Source organism: Ruegeria sp. YTSA075 (genome assembly GCF_059610245.1).
On sequence record NZ_JBXWNG010000019.1, the window covers coordinates 18,326 to 37,723 of the forward strand.

A 19,398-nucleotide genomic window follows, 5' to 3' on the forward strand; every position below is an offset into this window, starting at 1 on the left:
TGTGCCCCTTCGGTGGGCACAGACCGCTTCCCTTTTGCCAAAGGATTTTCACCATGGCCGCCCCAGACAAGATACTCTTCAACGGCAAGATCACGACAATGGATCCCGACATCCCCGAAGCAACAGCTATAGGTATTTCAGGCGATCACATCACCGCAGTTGGAACAGACAAAGACATGCTTGGGCTTGCGGGCCCCGAAACCGAGACTATTGATCTGGGCGGTCAGCGTGTAATTCCCGGTTTGATCGATAGCCATACGCACATCATCCGACAAGGCAACAACTTTGCGATGGAGCTGCGCTGGGACCACGTTCCGTCGCTTGCCGATGGTCTGCGTATGCTGAAGGCTCAGGCCGAACGCACTCCTGCTGGGCAGTGGATCCGCGTGGTTGGTGGTTGGTCCGTCGATCAATTCGCTGAAAAGCGCCTGCCAACGATTGACGAGATCAATGCGGTTGCGCCGGACGTGCCAGTCTATGTGTTGCACCTCTATGATCGCGCTTGGCTGAACAAAGCCGCCCTACGCGCAATCGGAATCGACAAACATTTCTACGAACCCTTTGTTTCGGGCCGCCTTGAGCGGGACAATCAGGGCAACCCGACAGGTCTCGCGATGGCGCGCCCGAACGCGCAGCCGCTCTACGCTCTTTTGGATATGGCCCCCAAGCTGGATTTCGAGCAGCAGGTCACATCGACCAAGCACTATTTCAAGGCACTGAATGGCCTTGGATTGACCTCAGCTTTGGATTGCGCGGGTGGCTTCCTGAACTATCCAGATGATTACGGCGTCATCACCGAATTGAACAAACGCGGTGAGCAGACCGTGCGCATCGGCTATCAGCTATTTGCCCAGCGTCCAATGTTCGAATTGGACGACTTCAAACGCTGGAATGACATCGTCAAGCCAGACGAAGGAAACGACTACCTGAAATGCGTGGGCGCGGGCGAGATGCTGGTCGCGTCTGCCTATGATTTCGAAGATTTCAGCTACCCCCGCCCCGATCTGCCCAAGCGGATGGAAGGGGACCTCAGGCCGGTACTCGAGTTCCTTTTCGAAAACCGCTGGCCGATCCGTTTCCATTGCACCTACGAGGAAAGCGCCCACCGGTTGCTAAGCCTTATTGAAGAGGTCGGGCGCGACAAAGGGTTGGAAGAGCTGAATTGGATTTTCGATCACGGTGAGACGATCTCGGAATCCACGATGGAATGGGTCGCCCGCCTGGGCGGAGGTATCAGTTATCAGAACCGCATCGCTTTTCAGACCACAGCCTATCGCGAACGGTACGGTGAAGACGCCCTTCGTGAGGTCATACCGGTCAAGAAGATGATGGAGTCCGGTGTACCGCTGGCCGCTGGCACGGATGCGACGCGAGTCTCCTCATACAATCCGTGGCTTGCCATTCATTGGGCGGTATCTGGCAAGGGCCGTGGTGGCGATGTCATCTGGAGTGCGGTGAACCGTTTGGATCGGCACGACGCGCTGCGACATTGGACCGCCGCCGGGGCTTGGTTCAGCCGGGAAGCGGGAAAGAAAGGTCAGATCAAGGCCGGACAATGGGCGGATATCGCAGTGCTCGACAGGGATTACTTCGCAATCGCCGAGGACGAGATAACCGAGATTGAGGCCGACCTGACACTCACGGGCGGAAAGATCGTACATGCCAAGGCTCGTTTTGCGGCACATGCACCTGCCCCACTGCCGGAGCTTCCCGATTGGTCACCCATTCCAATTTTCGGCGCGCCCGGCGCTTCGACGCAGAGCCAAGGCAGCCTTGCCGCTGAATAGCGGCAAGACCTCAGGAGATTTCCCATGTTGGACGATCAAAAGCTAAAAATCACCTACAGCGAAAGCGATACAAAAGCACGATACGGCGCTTCGGTGTCCGGGATCGTGAGCGAGGCGGAACTGACGCTGTCAAAAGTCACGCGCAGCCTCGTTATCGCCGACCACACGTTTGTCCCGGAAGAGTTGCGTGGTCGCGGCTTGGCTCGGACCTTGGCCGCGCAGCTTGTGGCGGACGCGCGCGACAAGGGTCTTCGCATCGTGCCTCTTTGCCCGTTTGTTCGGTCCTACGCCGAAAGAAACCGCGAGGAGTTGGCAGATGTCATCCAGTGGTAGCATCGCGAAACCTGCACCTGCGGCATCAAACTCGGCTTGGGCCCCGTTCAAACATCGGGCGTTTGCGCTTCTTTGGGTTGCGACCCTGATCTCCAACGTCGGCACTTGGATGCATGATGTGGGCGCGGGGTGGTTGATGACGACGCTCAACTCATCTCCGGCGGTTGTCTCTCTCGTGCAGGCGGCAACAACCCTGCCGGTGTTCATCTTTGCCTTATATGCCGGTACGCTGGCGGATCGGTTGGATAAACGTAAGTTGTTGATCACAGTGAACGTTGTGCTTCTGGTACTGGTTGCGGTGCTAACAGTGCTGGTTCAGCTTGAACTGGTAACTCCTACGCTCCTGATCCTGTTCACATTGGCCATCGGAACTGGCACGGCTTTCATGGCTCCGGCCTGGCAAGCGATCGTGCCAACTCTGGTACCACGCGACGCATTGCAGCCCGCCATCGCGCTGAATTCAATGGGCATCAACATCAGCCGCGCGATCGGCCCTGCCTTGGCTGGTGTTTTGATTGCATCGGTCAGCTTGGCGGCCCCTTTTGCGGTCAACGCGGTCAGCTACACCGTGATCATTGGCGCACTATTGCTTTGGAAGCACGACGTGGATGTTTCAAAGACATCACAGCCCGTCTTCAATGCGATGATGACCGGCATGCGGCATGTCGCACATAACGGCCCGCTCAAGGCTACGTTAATCCGATCCTTTGCCTTCTTTATCTTTGCCTCTGCCTATTGGGCTCTGTTGCCGCTGGTCGTCCGAGCGATCGAAGGTGGCGGGGCGACGCTGTATGGTATGTTGTTGACTTTGATTGGTGCCGGGGCTGTCGCGGGTGCTTTGACACTTCCGCAGTTCCGAGCGAAGCTCGACGCAAGCACCACAGCAGCAGGCGGCACCATCGGCACAGCCATTGCCATGGCTATTCTTGCGACGGCGACAACACCTCCACTGGCCTATATCGCTGCACTGTTGGGTGGCTTTAGCTGGATTGCCGTTCTCACCACGTTCAATGTTTCGGCGCAGACGGCGCTGCCCAATTGGGTCAGGGCCCGAGGGTTGGCCGTAAATCTGATGGTCTTCTTTGGGTCCATGGCGTTTGGATCAGCAATCTGGGGTCAGGTGGCGACGGCAACATCTGTGTCGATCACCTTGTTGATCGCAGCAGGTGGTCTGATCGTCGGTTTGATCCTGACGCGCAAGCTCCAGCTTGGTCAGGGCGAAGATCTGGACCTGACGCCCTCTATGCATTGGCCTGCACCACAGGTTGCCCTTGAAGAGGACGGCTTGGCATCCCGCGGTCCTGTCATGGTCGAAGTCGAGTATCGGATACGACCCGAGGACGAAGCTGCGTTCCTGTCCGCCATTCAGGAATGGTCCGGCGAGCGCTGGCGCGATGGAGCCTATGACTGGCGCGTTTTCCAAAGTGCGGAAGAGCCTGAGCTATGGGTCGAGGCCTTCATGGTCTCTTCCTGGGAAGAACATCTGGCCCAGCATGAGCGTGTGTCACACCAGGATCAGGATCTTCAACAGACCGTCGCAGCCTTCGATACCCGTGAAAGCGGACCCGTCGTTCGCCATTTGATCGCACCATGATGAAAGTGTTTGAGATGCTGTCGATTTTGGTCATCAAAAGACCCTTGCCATCGGTCATGGTTCTTACGGCTCTATTCTGGGTCCATGCACCTGACCAGGCATCCGCGGATGGTACAGGTTTTGACGGCCGTATCGAAGCGGTCGAACGGTCAGACGTCTATAGCCGGGCAGAGGGCATTGTCGAAGAAGTTCTGGTTGAGCAAGGTGACTATGTCGAAGCGGGCACGCCATTGCTGCAGCTACGAAACGATCTGGACAAACTGGCGGTCGATGCTGCGAGCGCAGAGCTGGCCAAAGCAGAGGCTCTGTTGCTTCAAGCCCGAGATAGGCTGGGGCGCGCATCCCAACTCTCAACGCGCGGGGCGGTAACAGAGGTTGCTTTGTTGGACGCCGAAACCGATCTGGCTTTGGCTGAGGCCGAAAGGGCCTTGGGGGAAACCGAGTTGGAGATCGCACAAACCAACTACAACGACACGCTCATTCGTGCGCCGATCTCAGGACATGTCGAAGACCCGCGTGTTGGACCGGGTTCGCTGGTTGAGTTCAATTCGGGCGACCCGCCCCTGTTTCAACTCGTAAATCTGAACCGCTTGCGCGTTGTATTCGAGATTCCCTATGCCCAATGGGTTTCAGGGTTGAACACGAGCAACACTCGCTCAGAGGAGTTATCAAATTCTGGCCGGTTCCGTGTTGAAACGGAGATCGGTCAGGTTCTGACGGATGCAATTCGGCTCACCGGATCGGCAGTCTGGTTCGACGAAAACAGCGGAAAAATACGTGTCTGGGCAGATCTGGAAAACCCCGACCTAGCGTTGCGACCGGGAATGAAAGTTCGTGTCACGCCCATGGTCCGCCCAGTCACCGGCTCCGAGCAAAACCACTCCATGATCAGGCCATGACGAAATCCACTCCGCAAGATCCCCTCAACATCAGGCATCACAAGGACTGTTCCAAATGATCAAATTCGAATTGAACGGCCGACCCGTAGAGGTTGATAACCCCCCTGACGAAATGCTGCTGCTGGTCCTTCGAGATACACTCAAACTCAAGGGTACGAAATACGGGTGCGGTGCAGCCATGTGCGGGGCGTGCACGGTGCATGTGGACGGTGTGGCCAGCTTCGCATGTCAGATGTCGGTCAGCGATGTGGAGGATGCGCAAGTCACGACGATCGAAGGATTGTCCAAAGACGGCTCGCATCCTGTTCAGAAGGCCTGGGTCGAGGAACAGGTCGCACAATGCGGCTATTGCCAGTCGGGTCAGATCATGCGCGCAGCGGCACTTCTGGCGGTCAATCCATCGCCGACACGACAGGAAATCGTCGATGAAATGAGCCCGAACCTTTGTCGATGCGGAACGTACAACCGAATTTTCAAAGCCATCGAACGCGCAGCCAAGGAGGTTTGAGATGACTATGACCATGAACCGCCGTGGATTTCTACAAGGCGCTGCCGGACTGACATTTTTCATCGGTGCGGGGGGGATCTCATCTGTCCGGGCTGAGGCAGCTGTTGGCACTCTGGATGTCAATCACTGGTTGACGATCCGGGCCGATGGAAGCATCCGGATCGTCTTCCCGTCGACCGAAATGGGTCAAAGCAGCTACTCCACACTGCCACAAATCCTTGCTGAGGAGCTGGATGCTGCATGGGAAGACGTTGAGATCGAACAGTTAAACGCTGATGATCGACGCTTTGGAAATCAGCTGTTTGGCGGTGTTCTATATACGGCTGGCAGCACCGGAACGCAGTTCTATTTTGACCCGATGCGCAAGGCGGGCGCGCAGGCGCGCGACGTGTTGCTGCAAATTGCAGCACGTGAATGGGCTTTGGACAAAGCCAGCCTTAGGACCGAACCAAGTGTTGTTTTGGGTCCCGATGGCCAACAGGCCGGTTATGGTGAATTGGCGGCGCTTGGTTCAAGGGATGTTACGGTACCAGACGCTGAGACCGTGCCGCTGAAAGACCCATCCGCGTTTCGGATCATCGGGCAAGACCTTCCGCGTCGCGATGTTCCGGCCAAAAGCACAGGTCAGGCCGAATACGCGATCGATGTGGATGTGCCCAACATGGCCTATGCGGCGGTCCTACGCGCACCAGTCGAGGACGAGGTACCGCTTTCCATCAAGGACACTGCCGCACGCGAAGTACCGGGCGTTATCGATATCGTGACGGTGCCGGACGGAGTCGCCGTGGTGGCAGAAAGCCTGTGGTCTGCCTTGGGGGCACGGGGTTTGCTAGAGGTCGAATGGTCCACCACCTCACCCTTCCGTACCTCAAACAGCCAAGAGACGCTGGCCGAATACGCCGCCGTTGTCAGCGCTCCTGACGCGTCGGGTGCAACCTGGGCTGAGAAAGGTGACGCTCTTGCAGCCATTGGTAAAGCAGACCGCCAGTATTCGCAGCTTTATCTGTCGGACTATGCCTACCATGCTCAGATTGAGCCGATGGCGGCGGTCGCTGATGTCGACGCGGACGGGCAAGGTGCAGAGGTTTGGGCGGGCACGCAAACGCAGTCCTGGACCGCGCGCACCGTGTCCGAGGTGCTGGGTATCCCAGTCGAAAACGTTCGACTGAACATGATGACAATGGGCGGAGGATTTGGGCGACGCACAGCGCTGATGCAGAACTATGTGCGCGATGCAGTGCTGTGCTCTAAGGCCGTTGGACGCCCTGTCAAAGTGATCTGGCCGCGTGAAGACGACGTTAAGCAGGGAACCTTCCGCCCTGCGGCGGCTCAAAAACTTGAGGCCGGCTTGACGGCAGACGGTAACCTGGATGGGTGGTATCACAAGGTCGCGACACCAACGGTCATTGGGTTCTTCAACCCGCTGCGTTGGGATGCGGTGAACCCGAACGATGTGATCTCCATGCGGGGTGCGGAGAGCAAGTTCTATGGGATCAAAGATTTCCGCGCCGATCATCTGATAATGGACCGGCACGCCCGCCTTGCGCCCTATCGCGGTATTGGTGCGTCCTACACGGCCTTTGCGGCAGAGTGTTTTATGGATGAACTGGCAGAACAAGCCAAGCGGGATCCGTTGGAGTTCCGGCTAGATCTTGTTTCCGAAAACCCGCGTGGGCGACACCTGCTTGAGAAGGTGGCCGAGATGTCCGATTGGCAAAATCGGGGTGATCGAAACCTAGGGCTTTCTTTTGCAGGCTACAGTTCGTCCATGGCCGCAGGTGTGGCGGAAGTTGAAGTTGACGCGGATAGCGGAGAGATCCAGATCACCAACTTCTGGGCCGCAATCGATGCGGGCCTGATCGTCACGCCAGACAACGCGCTCAATCAGATCGAAGGTGGTATCGTGTTCGGTATCTCGATGGCTCTTTCTGAAAAGATCGACATCGAAAACGGTGAAGTGGTGCAGAGCAACTTCTGGGACTACGAGATTACACGCGCGTCGCAGATGCCAGAAATTGAGATCTACGTCGCAGAGGTTGATGCGCCGCCTGTAGGTGTTGGCGAGGTCGGCACGCCGATGGTGCCCGCGGCCATTGCCAACGCGTTCTATGCCGCGCAAGGCAAGCGCCTGCGCCACATGCCGTTTACTCCGGATCGCGTCACTGCCGCGCTGGAAACGTAGGTACCTAAGGATGCTGCCGGTCATTTCCTTTGACCGGCGGCGCATTTGGCAAGACCCAACTACAGACAAAGGACCCAATGCATGAGTTGGAACCCCACGCATAACCCTGAGTGCCCAAATAGCACGGCTGACAGTATTGAGACTTTGATTATTCCGCGTGCCCGTGATCTTGGTGGTTTTGAAGTCAGGCGTGCTTTGCCTGCGCCCGAACGCCAGATGGTTGGACCTTTCATCTTTTTCGACCAGATGGGTCCGGCAGAGTTCATCACAGAAGGCGGCATAGACGTTCGCCCCCATCCGCATATCGGTCTTGGAACAGTAACCTATTTGTATGATGGCGAGTTTGAGCATCGCGACAGCCTAGGCACCCATCAGATGATCTACCCGGGCGAAGTGAACTGGATGGTTGCAGGCAAGGGCGTAACGCATTCCGAACGCACCAGCGCGGAAACACGGGCCAAGCGCAATAACTTGTTCGGGATTCAGACATGGATCGCGTTGCCAAAAGACCGCGAAGACATGGCACCGGACTTTGAACACCACAAGAACGCAGTGCTTCCGGAGCTTCAAGATACGGGCATTCAAACAAAGCTCATACTCGGATCGGCCTATGGCAAATCCAGCCCCGTGACGATGCAATCCGAGACGTTTTACGTCGATGTCATTCTTTCGCCGGGTGCGCATTTTCCATTGCCGGACGATCAGGAAGACCGTGGGATCTATGTCACTGAAGGGTCGGTTGAAATTGCTGGCGACGTCTTCGAAGCCGGGCAAATGATGGTCTTTCGACCCGGTGACAAAATCAGCGTTCGGGCTGGTGAGAAGGGTGCTCGTCTTATGGCGCTGGGTGGGGCAACCCTGAGCGAGGAGCGTTACATCTGGTGGAATTTCGTTTCATCGTCACGAGACAGGATTGAAGACGCCAAAGAGTCTTGGAAAGCGGCGGATTGGGCCAATGGCCCCTTCAAACTGCCACCGGGTGATGACGCCGAGCATATCCCTATCACGCCAGAACTTGAGCAGACCTTGCCCAATAGAAATGCCGAGTCTTCGACCTGACGTTTCGACCGGGTTTGCGAGCTTCATACCCTGCGCAAAACCCGGTCTAGAGGCCCAGGATACTACGTGCCTGGTCCGCTGTGGCAACCGGACGATTGTATTGTTCACAGATTTCTGCAGTCCGCGTTACAAGCGCCGCGTTTGATGGTGCCAGTGTATTGTGATCCAGGCGCACGTTGTCTTCTAAACCCGTGCGCGCATGGCCACCTGACGAAATTGCCCAGTGGTTCAGAACCTCCTGCTGCGCACCAATGCCTGCAGCGCACCAAGGCGCACCCGGAAATAGTCGGTCAACTGTTTTCACGTAGAAATCGAATACGTCCCGATCCGCGGGCATCGCGTTTTTGACACCCATGACAAATTGCACATAAGGCGTGTCTTTGATTTGACCTTTCTTGTGCATCTCGGCCGCCTTCAGGATGTGGCTCAGATCGAAGGCTTCGATCTCTGGTTTGACGTCATAGGTCGCCATCTCAGCCGCGAGCCAGTCGACAAGATCGGGTGGGTTTTCGTAGACGCGCGTGGGGAAGTTGTTCGACCCTACCGACAACGAAGCCATATCCGGTCGCAACGGCAACATGCCGCCCCGCGTCTTGCCCGCCCCCGATCGCCCGCCTGTCGAAAACTGGATGATCATGCCAGGGCAGTGTTTCTCAAGCCCCTCTTTCAACCTTGCGAACTTTTCCGGGTCGCTCGAAGGCGTTTCGTCATCATTTCGAACATGGGCATGGCAGATGGCTGCCCCTGCCTCAAAAGCGGCCTGTGTGCTTTCGACTTGTTCTTCGACTGATATAGGCACAGCCGGGTTATTGGCCTTGGTTGGCAAGGACCCGGTTATTGCGACGCAGATGATGCAGGGGTCGGACATTTCACGCTTCTTTCGGTGCGAGGACAAAGTCGAATTCGACATCCCAATAGGGACCTTCAAAGCCAACTTCCGCAGATCGCGCCGGATCATCGACCCGGTTGAATTCGGCGATCAGGCTTTCTTTGACGCCAAATACCGCATCCGAATTGATGTATTGATCATCGGGATCGAAAATATGCGTAGTCAGGTCGTCGTAGCCGTCTTTTGAAACGATGTAGTGAAGGTGTGCCGGTCGGTACGGGTGTCGACCAAGACGCTTCAACAGATCGCCAACCGGCCCGTCATCTGGGATCGGATAGTTCTTTGGCCGAACCGCACGGAACCAATAGGTCCCATCGGCACCGGTCGTAAAGACGCCGCGCAGGTTAAAATCAGGTTGAATACCTTTCTGCTGCACGTCGTAAAACCCATCATCATTGGCTTGCCAGACATCAATCTTGACGCCTTCCAGCGGGTTGCCGTCCACATCGGTGACACGACCCCGCACCACCATGTCCTCGCCCTTTTGGTCGAGACAAATGTTATGCCCCATATCATATTCCGGAGCGCCGCCTACGTGGAACGGGCCCAACACGGTGTTCTCGGAGGCCCCGGTTGGGCGGCGAGAGTTCACGGCATCCACCAACATCGAAACGCCCAGAACATCCGATAGAAGGATAAACTCCTGCCGCCAGTCATCGCACATATGCCCGACCTTGGTCAGGAACATGATCGCCTCGAACCATTCCTGCTGCGTCGGCTCGATTTCCTTAACCGCTTCATGGAGCTTTCGCGTGATGACCTCCATCACTTGCTTAAGCCGTTCGTTTTCTGCGTTTTTGTTGCGTGCCGTGACGACCTCGGCCGAGTTTTCCTCGGTGAAGTATCCCATCTCATGCGAGTCCATTTTGGCCTCCTGACTTGTATAAGTTTGCTCCAGATTGGCTCATCGCGAAAGTACTGTGGTCAGCGCGCGACGCAGTTGGGCTTCGGCATCCGCAGCCATATCAGCTGAGCGCCACGCCACGTGTTGATCAGGACGGACCAACAAACAGCCCCTATCCGAAATCTCCGACGCGCGCGCCCAATCCCCGGTGTGGTCAACATAGGTCTGGCGCGGGCCGATGACGTGACAGCGAATGGGCATGCCCAGTTCTTTCGAAACGGTCTCAGCCGCTGTTACCCAGGCCTCGCCACCAATCCCGGTCAGGACGGTGATTTCTCCGCGACCGCACAAATCCAGAGTTGAATGTTTGTTCCCAGTATCATGATCAAACACCCAAACATGTGGGATGCGCGCGCCGGGCCAAGTCGTGGGCTGGTAGTGCAGCTCAGCATCCTGATCAAAACCGGGATTGGGTTGACCATCCGTTTCAATCGCACAGGAGTTGTAGCGTTGGTTCATTTCTACACCATGCGCATCGAACTCATACTTCTTGAAGGCGATCGCCTCGCGAATGGCCTGCCTTTGTGCCGCAGCTTCAGGCGTTGATCCGGAGCGTGCCTCAAGGTTGCTTTGCATGACCTCTGGGTCGACACCTTCGGCCATTCCGAGCGACTCAAAGATGGGACCGAATTCACCGATGGATTGATTGGCTCGTGTAACGATCTGCTTTGCCACGGGTGCGCGTTCTTCGCTGTAGCTATCCAGCAGGTTCTCTCCGGCATGGCCTTTCAGGACTGCGGCCAGTTTCCAGGCGAGGTTGAAGCTATCCTGAATTGACGTGTTTGACCCCAGCCCGTTGGACGGAGGGTGTCGGTGCGCCGCGTCGCCCATGATGAATACGCGGTCCTTTTGCATATGGGTCGCGTACATATTGTTGACGGTCCAGGTGTTGGCGCTGATCAGTTCAATCTCAAGCTCGGGGTCGCCGACAAGCTGACGCGCCACCTGAGTGGCCATGGCCTCGTCAACTTCGGGCGCTGGTTGGTTGATGTCATAGCCCCAGACAATGAGCCATTCGTTCCAAGGGCGGACCATGCGGACCAGACCCATGCCGATTCCACCGACATTCGCACCCGGTTGCATCACCCAATAGAGGACCGATGGCCGATGCGCGACATATTTGCTGAGATCAGCGCGGAACAGGATGTTCATCGATCCGCCGACGCCCATCTGACCTTCGAATGGTAGACCGGCATGTTCGGCAACCAGAGAATTGCCCCCATCCGCGCCGACCAGGTATTTCGACCGGATCGTGATTTCTTCGCCCGACAAACGATCCAAACAAGTCGTCGTCACACCATCTGCGTCTTGCTCATGTCGCAAGTATTCGGTGCTCATGCGTGCCTGAGTCCCACGGCGACAGGCGGTGCCAAACAGGATCGGTTCCATGAACGTCTGTGGAAGATCATTCATCATTGTCGGACTGGACAGCAGATGTTCTGCCTTGGATAGAGGATGATTGCCCCAGCTTTTCATCCGTCCGATTTCCTCACCGGCGAGGCTTTCGCAGAACACGTTTTCGCCCATCAGATCCTGGTGCGCGGCGTGCATATAGGCTTCGGCCTCGACCTCGTGACCAAGGTCGCGCAGAACCTCCATCGTGCGCTGATTGGTGATATGCGCGCGCGGCGTATTGGCCAGCCAGCGATAGCGGTTGATGACCATGTTCTCGACGCCATAGCTCGACAGCAAAGCCGCCGTTGCAGACCCCGCCGGGCCGGTCCCGATGATCAGGACATCCGTTGTGATGGTGGCCATAAGCTCTCTCCCTTGTTTTTGAATTTCTCAGGACCGCGGATCCCAAAGGCGGCCGTCGTATTCGGCCTCATAGGCTTTGCCGTCCGGGTAGCTGACCAGTTCCAGCTGCATGCCCCAGGGGGCAAGGAAATAGACCCAGGTCTCGCCAGCGCTTGGGCCTTCGGTCATAGTTGTCGGGTTGCCCAGAACCTGAATGCCCTTGTCCTGCAAATAGCTGACGGCACTTTCCATATCGGTGGTGTAGAACGCGATGTGATGCCCGCCGATATCCGAGTTTCGCGGCAGCTTCGTATCCTGATCCGGCGCGGTGTATTCGAAGATTTCGAAATTGGCGCCATTGCCACAGCGTACCAGCCGCATCGTCGGTATCTCGGCCTTGGCGTCCACGTTCAAGTGGTCCGCCATCCAAGTACTTTCACCGCCCGAGAACGGTCCCAACGGGTAGAACACATTGCAACCGATGACGTTCTGAAAGAAGGTGACAGCCTCATCGACACTCGGAACTGTAAATCCCACGTGGTCTGTGCCCGTCATTCCCGGCAAGGAACTGCCAGCAAATGCGCCAGTTCCAAGTGCTGTGACTGCGACCGTCAATGCAAGTGTTTTCATGGATCAATCCTCCTTGTTCGACTGCGCGCCAACCACCAAACGACGGCGCACGGGGAATATTTGAAGTCCGGTTTTCTCAGAGATCAGCCCCCAGATGCCGCGCGGTGCGAAGAGCATGACGGCGATCCCGATCAGCCCGAGCACCATGAGGTACCAGGAGCCGTAATCAGCGAGCAGGCTTTGCAAGATGAAGAAGATCAGCACGCCGAGGATCGGGCCTTCGATGGTGCCGATGCCTCCGATCACGACGATGAAGATCACATAAGCCGTCCAGTCGGTGACCGAAAACGCCGCATCGGGTGAAATCCGAAGCTTTTGAACGTAAATCAGAGCGCCGGTCAGTCCCGTCCCAGCAGCTGAGACCATGTAGACCAGCCATTTCATCCGCACCGCATCCACACCGACGGATTTCGCTGCTTCGACATTGTCGCGTACCGCAGCCAATGCCAGCCCGCGCTTTGTTCTGAGCAGCCAGTAGATACCCGCAATCGTTGCGATCACCAGCGCCAAGGCCAGCCAGTAGGTCAGGATATCTCGCGCTGCCGCTCCGCGAACATCAAACGTGGTCTGGATCCATTCGGTGGCCCACATCTCGCGTGTCGCGGTGCGCGGCAGAGAGGTTCCGGTGCCGCCGCCAAGCACTTTCCATTGGGCCACCAGTAGGCGCATGACCTCGGCGATGACCCATGTGCCGATGGCGAAATAGGCCCCTTGCAGGCGGAAGGCGAAGAAGGCCGTGGGTATGGCGACAATCAGGGCTGCAACGCCGCCCAGCAGGATCGCCGGAACCGGGTCCATACCCCAAAGGATGACGCCGCCGAACATGGCGTAGGCCCCCATGCCTACGAAGGCTTGCTGGCCGACGGACACAAGGCCACCATACCCCGCAAGCAAGTTCCAGAATTGCGCCAGTACAAGCATGGTGAAGATGAAAAACAGGTCTTGAATCAACCCCCTGCTGGCAAAAGTCGGCAGCAGGATGAACAAGATGATTAGGGCGATGCAGACGGCTCCGGCACTGTAGGACGCGCGGGTCTGAGTTTGGACTCGGTACATTGAGGTATCAGCCATCAGTCCACCGCCCTTGGAAACAGGCCTCTGGGTTTGATCAGAAGCACGATAAGAAACGCCAGGTGGCCAGCGAGGATTTGCCATTCGGGGTTGATTGCTGCGCCGACAGTCTGAGCGACGCCAATGATGATGCCCCCGATCAGCGTGCCCCACAGGCTGCCGAGGCCACCAATGATCACGGCCTCAAAGGCGTAGATCAAGCGGGCTGGGCCGATGTTCGGGTCAAAGTTCGCTCGCATACCCAGATAGAGCGCCGCCAAGGTTACCACGAGCATTGCGATGGCTGTCGCAGTGGCGAAGATACGTTCTGGCCGGATACCCATCAGACCCGCTGTCACCGCATCATCCGAGGTTGCGCGGAAGGCCCGACCCAGTTCGGTGCGATAAAAAAGTTGGTTGAGCCCGACGATCACAAGGATTGCAGAGGCAAAGGTCAGCAGCGGAAGAACGCCAAGGTTCAGCCCGCCCATCTGAACGGACGCCGTTGCAATCTCACCCGCAGGCAAACGTTGGCTATCGGCTGAGAACCCTTCGAGCAGAGCATTCTGCAAGACGACCGACAGACCGAATGTCACAAGTAAAGGCGGCAGGATATCAGGCCCCAGAACGCGGTTCAGCACGTGCCTCTGCAAAGCCCAACCGACGCCAAACATAATCGGCGCGGCAATGATTGCCGCCAGAAACGGAGAGAGCCCAAGCAGCGAGACCAGCAGAAGGATCAGATAGGCGGCAAAGACGATCAGATCGCCATGGGCCAGATTGACCAAGCGCATGATCCCGAACACAAGGCTCAGCCCAGCTGCAAAAAGCGCATAGAGCCCGCCCAACAAAACGCCCTGAATGATAGTGTCGATCCAGATCATGCGGCGGCTCCTCCGAAATAGGCGTCATGAATGGCCTCACGGCTGAGCGTCTCGGCGGTGCCTTCCAGCGTGACGCGACCCTCCATCATGCAGTAGACGCGATCCGCGACTTTCATCGCCTGGCCAATGTCCTGCTCCACCACGATCAGGCTGGCTCCGGCTTCCTGAATGCGGGGGACGGCATCGTAGATGTCTTTGATGACCACCGGCGCGAGGCCAAGGCTGATCTCGTCACAGAGCAGAACACGGGGGTTGCTCATTAGCGCGCGGCCGATTGCAACCATCTGTTGCTGTCCGCCAGATAGGGCCGTGCCTGGATGGTTCCGGCGCTCTTTCAGGATCGGGAACAGGTCGTAGATTGTTTGCAAAGACCAATGGCCAGATACCTTGCGGCCATAGGTGCCGATCAGCAAGTTTTCCTCGACGCTTAGGGAAGGAAACAGCCGACGCCCCTCGGGCACCATGGCCACTCCGCGCGCCATAATTTGGTCTGCGGCCAGATCTCCTATGGGTTGCTCATCAAAGCGTACTTGGTCGGACCCGTTGGTCAGAACGCCCGAGATTGAGCGCATGAGGGTCGATTTCCCGGCCCCGTTTGCACCGATGATGGCAACGGTTTCGCCTTCGTTCAGATGGATATCCACGCCGAACAGGGCTTGGAAATCGCCATAATGGGCGGTCAGTGCGTGGGTCTCTAGCAGGCTCATCAGACTTCGATCCCCAGATAGATTTCTTTGACTTCCCGGCTGTTCATGATTTCGTCCGGATCACCTAGGCCGATGACCTTGCCGAAATCCAGAACCAGCAGGCGTTCGACGACCGAAGTGAGCGCATGTAGAACGTGTTCAATCCAGATGATCGTCACGCCACTGCTGTGCAGCCCCTTGATCGTGTTGATCAGCGCGGTGCATTCCGCGTCGGTCAGCCCCCCGGCAATCTCGTCCAAAAGCAACAGCTTGGGATTGGTTGCCATCGCGCGGGCCAACTCCAGCCGCTTGCGTTGCAACAGCCGCAATCCTCCGGCCGTGTCATTGGCCACATCCAGCAACTCTGTTTGCTCAAGAATACGGGCGCAGTCCTGTTCGACCTCGTGTTCGGATTTACTCTGCCCGTGCGTCGCGGCCACCAGCAGGTTTTCGAACACCGTCAGATGATCAAACGGCTGAGGGATCTGGAACGAACGCCCTATGCCCGACAAGCAGCGCTGCATCGGCGGCACGCGCGTCACGTCAGCCCCGTCGAAATGGATTGATCCAGCATCTGAGGTCAGGTTGCCGGTAATCAGATTGAACAGCGTCGACTTGCCCGCCCCATTCGGGCCAATGATCCCAAGGGCCTGCCCCTGCGCGACATCAAAACTGACATCGTCAGTGACGGTGAGCGCACCGAAGCTTTTTGAGACGTTTTTGAGCGAAAGTATGGTCATACCGGAGTTCCTGCCCCGGACAGGGTCCGGGGCGTTGTTGTCGTTGCGATCAGGAGATTTCTTCCATCACACCCGCGGTCGGGATCTCGAGCGCCGAAGAGTTGTCGACGATCACGAGGTCATAGCTGCCATTGTCGAGCAGCCTCCACTGCCCCCCGACCAAGGGCGTTTTCGCAACGTTCTGCGCAGCGAAGGGTGGCAAGCCCGCACCATCAAAGGCGATACGGCCAACAATCGAGTCCAGCTGCGTGGCAGCTATAGCCTCGGCTACGGCATCGCCATCACCTGCGTCCTCAACACGTCCCATGACGTTGGCGGCCATTTCAAACAGCGCGTGCACAAAGCCGATGGGTTGGGTCCATTGGCGGCTTGTGGCGGCTGTGTAGCCTTGCGCCAGTTCCGCCGAACTCGCGCCGGTCAGCGACGATGAGAACGGATGCGTCGGTGACCACCACACTTCGGAACTCAGGTTATTGCCTGCGTTACCCAAAGCTTCGACAGCCTGCGGGAACAGGATGGCTTTGCCGATGCTCGCCGCCTTGGGGGTAAAACCTTGCTGCTTGGCCTGGCTCCAAAAGGTGGTGAAGTCAGGCGGGATCGGGACGCCAGTTACGATTTCGACATTCGCTTGGCGAAATGCGTTGATTTGGGCCGAGAAGTCGTCCGTCAGGTTCTGGTACCGTCCGGGATCTGTCAGGCTATATCCCAACTCGGATAGAACCGGCGGGAAGCCCACATTCGGGTCGCCCCAAGCATTGCCATCACCGTCATTCGGGAACAATGCACCGACCTGCTTGTTGGTCTCCAATTGGCCCCACATCGCCGTGAAGACCGAGATCACGTCCTCAAGGCCCCAGAAGAAGTGATAGGCGTAGTAGAATGGCTCCCAACTAGCTGGATCGCCGGGATTGCCCTGCTGGCCGATAAACCACGGCTGCCACGGGGCAACAGTGGAGATACAAGGCACTTCCTCGGCCTCACAGGTCGAGGCAACCGGGTTGGTCGTTTCGGGTGTCGAAGCGACCAGCATTAAGTCAATCTCATCGTCCACGATCAACTCGCCTGCGACATCTGCGGCGCGGTTCGGGTTCGACTGGCTGTCTTTGACGATGACTTCGAAATTCACACCGGCCTCGGACGCGGCGAAATTGTCGAGAATAAACTTGTCGGCCTCAGAGAAGGCAGCAAGAGGACCTGATTGCGGGCTGACATAGCCCAGCTTGATCTTGGCGCCCTGAGCGATAGCGGGGGCCGCGAGCGTGCCAGCGGCCAAGCCGAGGCCGGTTGCGGCGCTGGATTGCAGCAATTTGCGTCGTGTGATCATGTGTCCCTCCCTTGACACGGTGAAGTCAAACGTTTGGGGCGTTGCCCGCCCAAGCGTTTTGAAGAAGCGCCCGCAGCCCATCAGCAGTGACCGGCTGCGGGTTCCAATACGGGTTCTTGAGTGCGATTTCGGTGGCGCGATCCAGATCGGCCTCTGAAAGACCAAAGTCTTTGAGAGCAATTGGTGCGCCCATGGATTTGGCAAAATCCCAAAGGGCTTGCCCGGGTCCAGAACCGCCGAGAACATCTGACACCGGGGCCAGCAGCTCCGGTACACCCGCCTCGTTGTAGGCGATGGCATGGGGCAGAATGACCGCGTGGGTTTCCGCGTGCGGCAGATTGAAGGACCCACCCAGCGTATGGCAAAGCTTGTGATGCAACGCCATTCCAACCAGACCAAGCACAGTGCCGCAGGCCCATGCACCGCGCTGCGTTTCTTCTCTGGCTTTCAGGTCGCCGGGGTTTGCCACAACGGTCGGCAGGCCTTCTGCAAACGCCTTCAGGCCGTCGATCGCCAATTCCGTGGTCTGATCCGTACGATCCTTGGCATAAAGCGCCTCAGTTGCATGAGCCATGGCGTTCAAGGCGCTGGTCACGGTCATTGCGGGCGGCAATGACGCGACAAGTTCGGGGTCGTACAGAATCACGCGCGGCAGAACCTTCTGGTCTGTCAGGGTAGTCTTGATGCCATCCTCAGTCTGGCCCAGGATCGGAGTTGCCTCGCTGCCGGCATATGTTGTCGGGATGGCGATTTGTGGCAAAGAGGTCCGAAGGGCAATCGCCTTGCCTAAGCCAATCGTCGAACCTCCACCGATAGAGACAATGCTGTCGGCTTTGACAGACAACGCGTGTTCAACCGCTTCTTCGGTCACGCCGACAGGGGTGTGCATCGTTGCCCGGCTGAAGACACCTGCAGCACGATCCCCAACAGTTGTTGCAAGCTCCATTGCCATATCGACTTGCTGAGGCGTCGATAGGATCAGCGCCTTGTTCGATCCCAGCTCCGCCAACTCCGTGCAGATGTCGTTGCGCAAACCTGCGCCGAACCGGACTTTCTGGCCATTGATGCTGGTGGTGCTGAGAGCCATTGGGCGCGTTCCTGACAAGCGATGGATTGCGGGTCTGGTGGAAACGCTAGCAGGCGAAGACAGCACTCTTGATCGAATTAACGACCATCAATATAACTTTGAGTTATGAAGCTGGATCCAAGACATCTCGAAATTCTTGCGGCTATTGTCGAGGCCGGAGGATTGACCGAAGGCGCTGCTTTACTTGGGAAATCTCAACCCAGTGTCTCCAGAAGCGTCTCTCTCTTGGAGGACAGGGTGGGAGAGCCCTTATTCCTGCCGACCCGAAGACCTTTGCAACCCACTGAGCTTGGTCTTGCGCTGGCTCAGGAAGGTCAAAGAATCCTGAGCGCGGGTCGCCATGCAAGTCGTGTTGTAGACGAGCACCGGCAGGGCATTGCCGGTGCGGTGCGGGTTGCGGGTACGCCGATCTTTATGGACGGTGTTATCTCGAACGTGATTGCAGAGTTTCAGGCCGAGTATCCCAATGTTCGGATCGACCAATCCTACGGATACCCCACAGAACTTTTGTCTCAGTTATCCTCTGAAACTCTGGACTTGGCCATTCTCCCTATGCGTCCGGCAGACGTGTCTGATGAGTACGAGTTTCGTCAAATCCTGCCTGGTCGAAACGTCATTGCGTGCCGTGTTGGGCACCCATTGGCGCGCAAAAAAGAGGTGAAGCTGGAAGATATCACCGAGTATTCCTGGATCGCGCCACCTGCAAATAGCCCGCTGTTTCGTGATTTGCGAAACACGCTGGACGGTATCGGTATGCGCGACCTCAAAATCAGTTTCACGGGCGGATCTTTGAGTGCGGTTGTGAATGTTCTGACGGGTTCAGATTCCCTAACCGTTTTGCCCTATTCGGTGGTCTTTATGATGCAACGGCAAAAAACTCTGACAGCACTTCCAATAAAGATTGGTGATCCCGACCGCCACTTGGGATGCGTTACGCTAAGAGCCCGAAGCATGACGGCCTCATCGAACCGTGTGCTTGAGTTCATAAATCAGAAATTCGAGATGCTCGATCGATTGATTCGCAAGGCCTAGGTTCTGGACCCATTAATTTGGTTGCCGCCATTTCGGCTGCGTGATTCAAGCCCCTGAGTTTCAGGGGTATATC

At 57.2% G+C, this 19,398-nt stretch carries 18 protein-coding genes; 8 read left to right on the plus strand and 10 right to left on the minus strand.

Annotated elements, in window-relative coordinates:
• Positions 1–53: 53 nt before the first annotated feature.
• The 7 genes from AC2FGE_RS19685 (at position 54) to AC2FGE_RS19715 (ending at position 8,362) form a co-directional block, all read left to right on the plus strand.
• Positions 54–1,787: an amidohydrolase gene (locus AC2FGE_RS19685; protein ID WP_496821001.1), complete on the plus strand. Its 1,734-nt coding sequence runs from the start codon at positions 54–56 to the stop codon at positions 1,785–1,787.
• A 24-nt stretch (positions 1,788–1,811) separates the two neighbouring features.
• Positions 1,812–2,120 carry a GNAT family N-acetyltransferase gene (locus AC2FGE_RS19690; protein ID WP_496821002.1) on the plus strand — a complete coding sequence of 103 codons (309 nt, stop codon included), beginning with the start codon at positions 1,812–1,814 and terminating at the stop codon, positions 2,118–2,120.
• On the plus strand, positions 2,104–3,714 hold the full coding sequence (locus AC2FGE_RS19695; RefSeq protein ID WP_496821003.1) for an MFS transporter: 1,611 nt from the start codon (positions 2,104–2,106) through the stop codon (positions 3,712–3,714). Before AC2FGE_RS19690 ends, AC2FGE_RS19695 begins: the two co-directional genes overlap by 17 nt.
• Complete coding sequence (locus AC2FGE_RS19700) at positions 3,711–4,613, plus strand: efflux RND transporter periplasmic adaptor subunit (protein WP_496821004.1); 903 nt, start codon at positions 3,711–3,713, stop codon at positions 4,611–4,613. The genes AC2FGE_RS19695 and AC2FGE_RS19700 overlap by 4 nt, the downstream gene beginning before the upstream one ends.
• Positions 4,614–4,668: 55 nt before the next feature.
• Complete coding sequence (locus AC2FGE_RS19705; protein WP_496821005.1) at positions 4,669–5,121, plus strand: (2Fe-2S)-binding protein; 453 nt, start codon at positions 4,669–4,671, stop codon at positions 5,119–5,121.
• 1 nt (position 5,122) lies between these two features.
• Positions 5,123–7,303 carry a xanthine dehydrogenase family protein molybdopterin-binding subunit gene (locus tag AC2FGE_RS19710; RefSeq protein WP_496821007.1) on the plus strand — a complete coding sequence of 727 codons (2,181 nt, stop codon included), beginning with the start codon at positions 5,123–5,125 and terminating at the stop codon, positions 7,301–7,303.
• Positions 7,304–7,384: 81 nt separating this feature from the next.
• Positions 7,385–8,362: a pirin family protein gene (locus AC2FGE_RS19715; RefSeq protein ID WP_496821008.1), complete on the plus strand. Its 978-nt coding sequence runs from the start codon at positions 7,385–7,387 to the stop codon at positions 8,360–8,362.
• A gap of 46 nt (positions 8,363–8,408) precedes the next feature.
• Here the strand turns inward: AC2FGE_RS19715 and AC2FGE_RS19720 are convergent, their stop codons facing one another.
• From AC2FGE_RS19720 to AC2FGE_RS19765, 10 genes are read right to left on the minus strand one after another with little or no spacing between them, the layout of a single operon-like run.
• Entirely contained in the window at positions 8,409–9,230 is an 822-nt protein-coding gene (locus AC2FGE_RS19720; RefSeq protein ID WP_496821010.1) for a 3-oxoadipate:acetyl-CoA acetyltransferase, read from the minus strand.
• Position 9,231: 1 nt separating this feature from the next.
• Positions 9,232–10,116: an intradiol ring-cleavage dioxygenase gene (locus AC2FGE_RS19725; RefSeq protein ID WP_496821011.1), complete on the minus strand. Its 885-nt coding sequence runs from the start codon at positions 10,114–10,116 to the stop codon at positions 9,232–9,234.
• 39 nt (positions 10,117–10,155) lie between these two features.
• The gene (locus tag AC2FGE_RS19730) at positions 10,156–11,913 is read right to left on the minus strand and encodes an FAD-dependent oxidoreductase (RefSeq protein ID WP_496821012.1); all 1,758 of its coding nucleotides are present in this window, start codon (positions 11,911–11,913) and stop codon (positions 10,156–10,158) included.
• Positions 11,914–11,940: 27 nt separating this feature from the next.
• Complete coding sequence (locus AC2FGE_RS19735) at positions 11,941–12,522, minus strand: VOC family protein (RefSeq protein WP_496821013.1); 582 nt, start codon at positions 12,520–12,522, stop codon at positions 11,941–11,943.
• Positions 12,523–12,525: 3 nt separating this feature from the next.
• Positions 12,526–13,593: a branched-chain amino acid ABC transporter permease gene (locus AC2FGE_RS19740; RefSeq protein ID WP_496821014.1), complete on the minus strand. Its 1,068-nt coding sequence runs from the start codon at positions 13,591–13,593 to the stop codon at positions 12,526–12,528.
• Positions 13,593–14,456, minus strand: a complete 864-nt coding sequence (locus AC2FGE_RS19745; protein ID WP_170680886.1) for a branched-chain amino acid ABC transporter permease — start codon at positions 14,454–14,456, stop codon at positions 13,593–13,595. Before AC2FGE_RS19745 ends, AC2FGE_RS19740 begins: the two co-directional genes overlap by 1 nt.
• Entirely contained in the window at positions 14,453–15,163 is a 711-nt protein-coding gene (locus tag AC2FGE_RS19750) for an ABC transporter ATP-binding protein (protein ID WP_496821016.1), read from the minus strand. Before AC2FGE_RS19750 ends, AC2FGE_RS19745 begins: the two co-directional genes overlap by 4 nt.
• Positions 15,163–15,882, minus strand: coding sequence for an ABC transporter ATP-binding protein (locus AC2FGE_RS19755; RefSeq protein ID WP_170680888.1), 720 nt, complete (start codon positions 15,880–15,882; stop codon positions 15,163–15,165). The genes AC2FGE_RS19750 and AC2FGE_RS19755 overlap by 1 nt, the downstream gene beginning before the upstream one ends.
• Positions 15,883–15,931: 49 nt before the next feature.
• Positions 15,932–17,206 (minus strand): ABC transporter substrate-binding protein, encoded by a 1,275-nt coding sequence (locus tag AC2FGE_RS19760; protein ID WP_496821017.1) that lies wholly within the window; start codon positions 17,204–17,206, stop codon positions 15,932–15,934.
• A gap of 25 nt (positions 17,207–17,231) precedes the next feature.
• A complete protein-coding gene (locus tag AC2FGE_RS19765) occupies positions 17,232–18,293 on the minus strand; it encodes a maleylacetate reductase (protein ID WP_496821018.1) in 1,062 nt (353 codons plus the stop codon).
• Between the two features lie 105 nt (positions 18,294–18,398).
• Here AC2FGE_RS19765 and AC2FGE_RS19770 point away from each other — a divergent pair, with 105 nt between their 5' ends.
• Positions 18,399–19,325, plus strand: a complete 927-nt coding sequence (locus AC2FGE_RS19770; protein ID WP_496821019.1) for a LysR family transcriptional regulator — start codon at positions 18,399–18,401, stop codon at positions 19,323–19,325.
• Positions 19,326–19,398 lie beyond the last annotated feature (73 nt).

What these genes read in the sequence shown, in the direction of transcription:
- AC2FGE_RS19685 (WP_496821001.1), top strand. Translation starts at nt 54, where the DNA reads ATGGCCGCCCCAGACAAGATACTCTTCAACGGCAAGATCACGACAATG.
- AC2FGE_RS19690 (WP_496821002.1), top strand. Translation starts at nt 1,812, where the DNA reads ATGTTGGACGATCAAAAGCTAAAAATCACCTACAGCGAAAGCGATACA.
- AC2FGE_RS19695 (WP_496821003.1), top strand. Translation starts at nt 2,104, where the DNA reads ATGTCATCCAGTGGTAGCATCGCGAAACCTGCACCTGCGGCATCAAAC.
- AC2FGE_RS19700 (WP_496821004.1), top strand. Translation starts at nt 3,711, where the DNA reads ATGATGAAAGTGTTTGAGATGCTGTCGATTTTGGTCATCAAAAGACCC.
- AC2FGE_RS19705 (WP_496821005.1), top strand. Translation starts at nt 4,669, where the DNA reads ATGATCAAATTCGAATTGAACGGCCGACCCGTAGAGGTTGATAACCCC.
- AC2FGE_RS19710 (WP_496821007.1), top strand. Translation starts at nt 5,123, where the DNA reads ATGACTATGACCATGAACCGCCGTGGATTTCTACAAGGCGCTGCCGGA.
- AC2FGE_RS19715 (WP_496821008.1), top strand. Translation starts at nt 7,385, where the DNA reads ATGAGTTGGAACCCCACGCATAACCCTGAGTGCCCAAATAGCACGGCT.
- AC2FGE_RS19720 (WP_496821010.1), bottom strand. Translation starts at nt 9,230, where the DNA reads ATGTCCGACCCCTGCATCATCTGCGTCGCAATAACCGGGTCCTTGCCA.
- AC2FGE_RS19725 (WP_496821011.1), bottom strand. Translation starts at nt 10,116, where the DNA reads ATGGACTCGCATGAGATGGGATACTTCACCGAGGAAAACTCGGCCGAG.
- AC2FGE_RS19730 (WP_496821012.1), bottom strand. Translation starts at nt 11,913, where the DNA reads ATGGCCACCATCACAACGGATGTCCTGATCATCGGGACCGGCCCGGCG.
- AC2FGE_RS19735 (WP_496821013.1), bottom strand. Translation starts at nt 12,522, where the DNA reads ATGAAAACACTTGCATTGACGGTCGCAGTCACAGCACTTGGAACTGGC.
- AC2FGE_RS19740 (WP_496821014.1), bottom strand. Translation starts at nt 13,593, where the DNA reads ATGGCTGATACCTCAATGTACCGAGTCCAAACTCAGACCCGCGCGTCC.
- AC2FGE_RS19745 (WP_170680886.1), bottom strand. Translation starts at nt 14,456, where the DNA reads ATGATCTGGATCGACACTATCATTCAGGGCGTTTTGTTGGGCGGGCTC.
- AC2FGE_RS19750 (WP_496821016.1), bottom strand. Translation starts at nt 15,163, where the DNA reads ATGAGCCTGCTAGAGACCCACGCACTGACCGCCCATTATGGCGATTTC.
- AC2FGE_RS19755 (WP_170680888.1), bottom strand. Translation starts at nt 15,882, where the DNA reads ATGACCATACTTTCGCTCAAAAACGTCTCAAAAAGCTTCGGTGCGCTC.
- AC2FGE_RS19760 (WP_496821017.1), bottom strand. Translation starts at nt 17,206, where the DNA reads ATGATCACACGACGCAAATTGCTGCAATCCAGCGCCGCAACCGGCCTC.
- AC2FGE_RS19765 (WP_496821018.1), bottom strand. Translation starts at nt 18,293, where the DNA reads ATGGCTCTCAGCACCACCAGCATCAATGGCCAGAAAGTCCGGTTCGGC.
- AC2FGE_RS19770 (WP_496821019.1), top strand. Translation starts at nt 18,399, where the DNA reads ATGAAGCTGGATCCAAGACATCTCGAAATTCTTGCGGCTATTGTCGAG.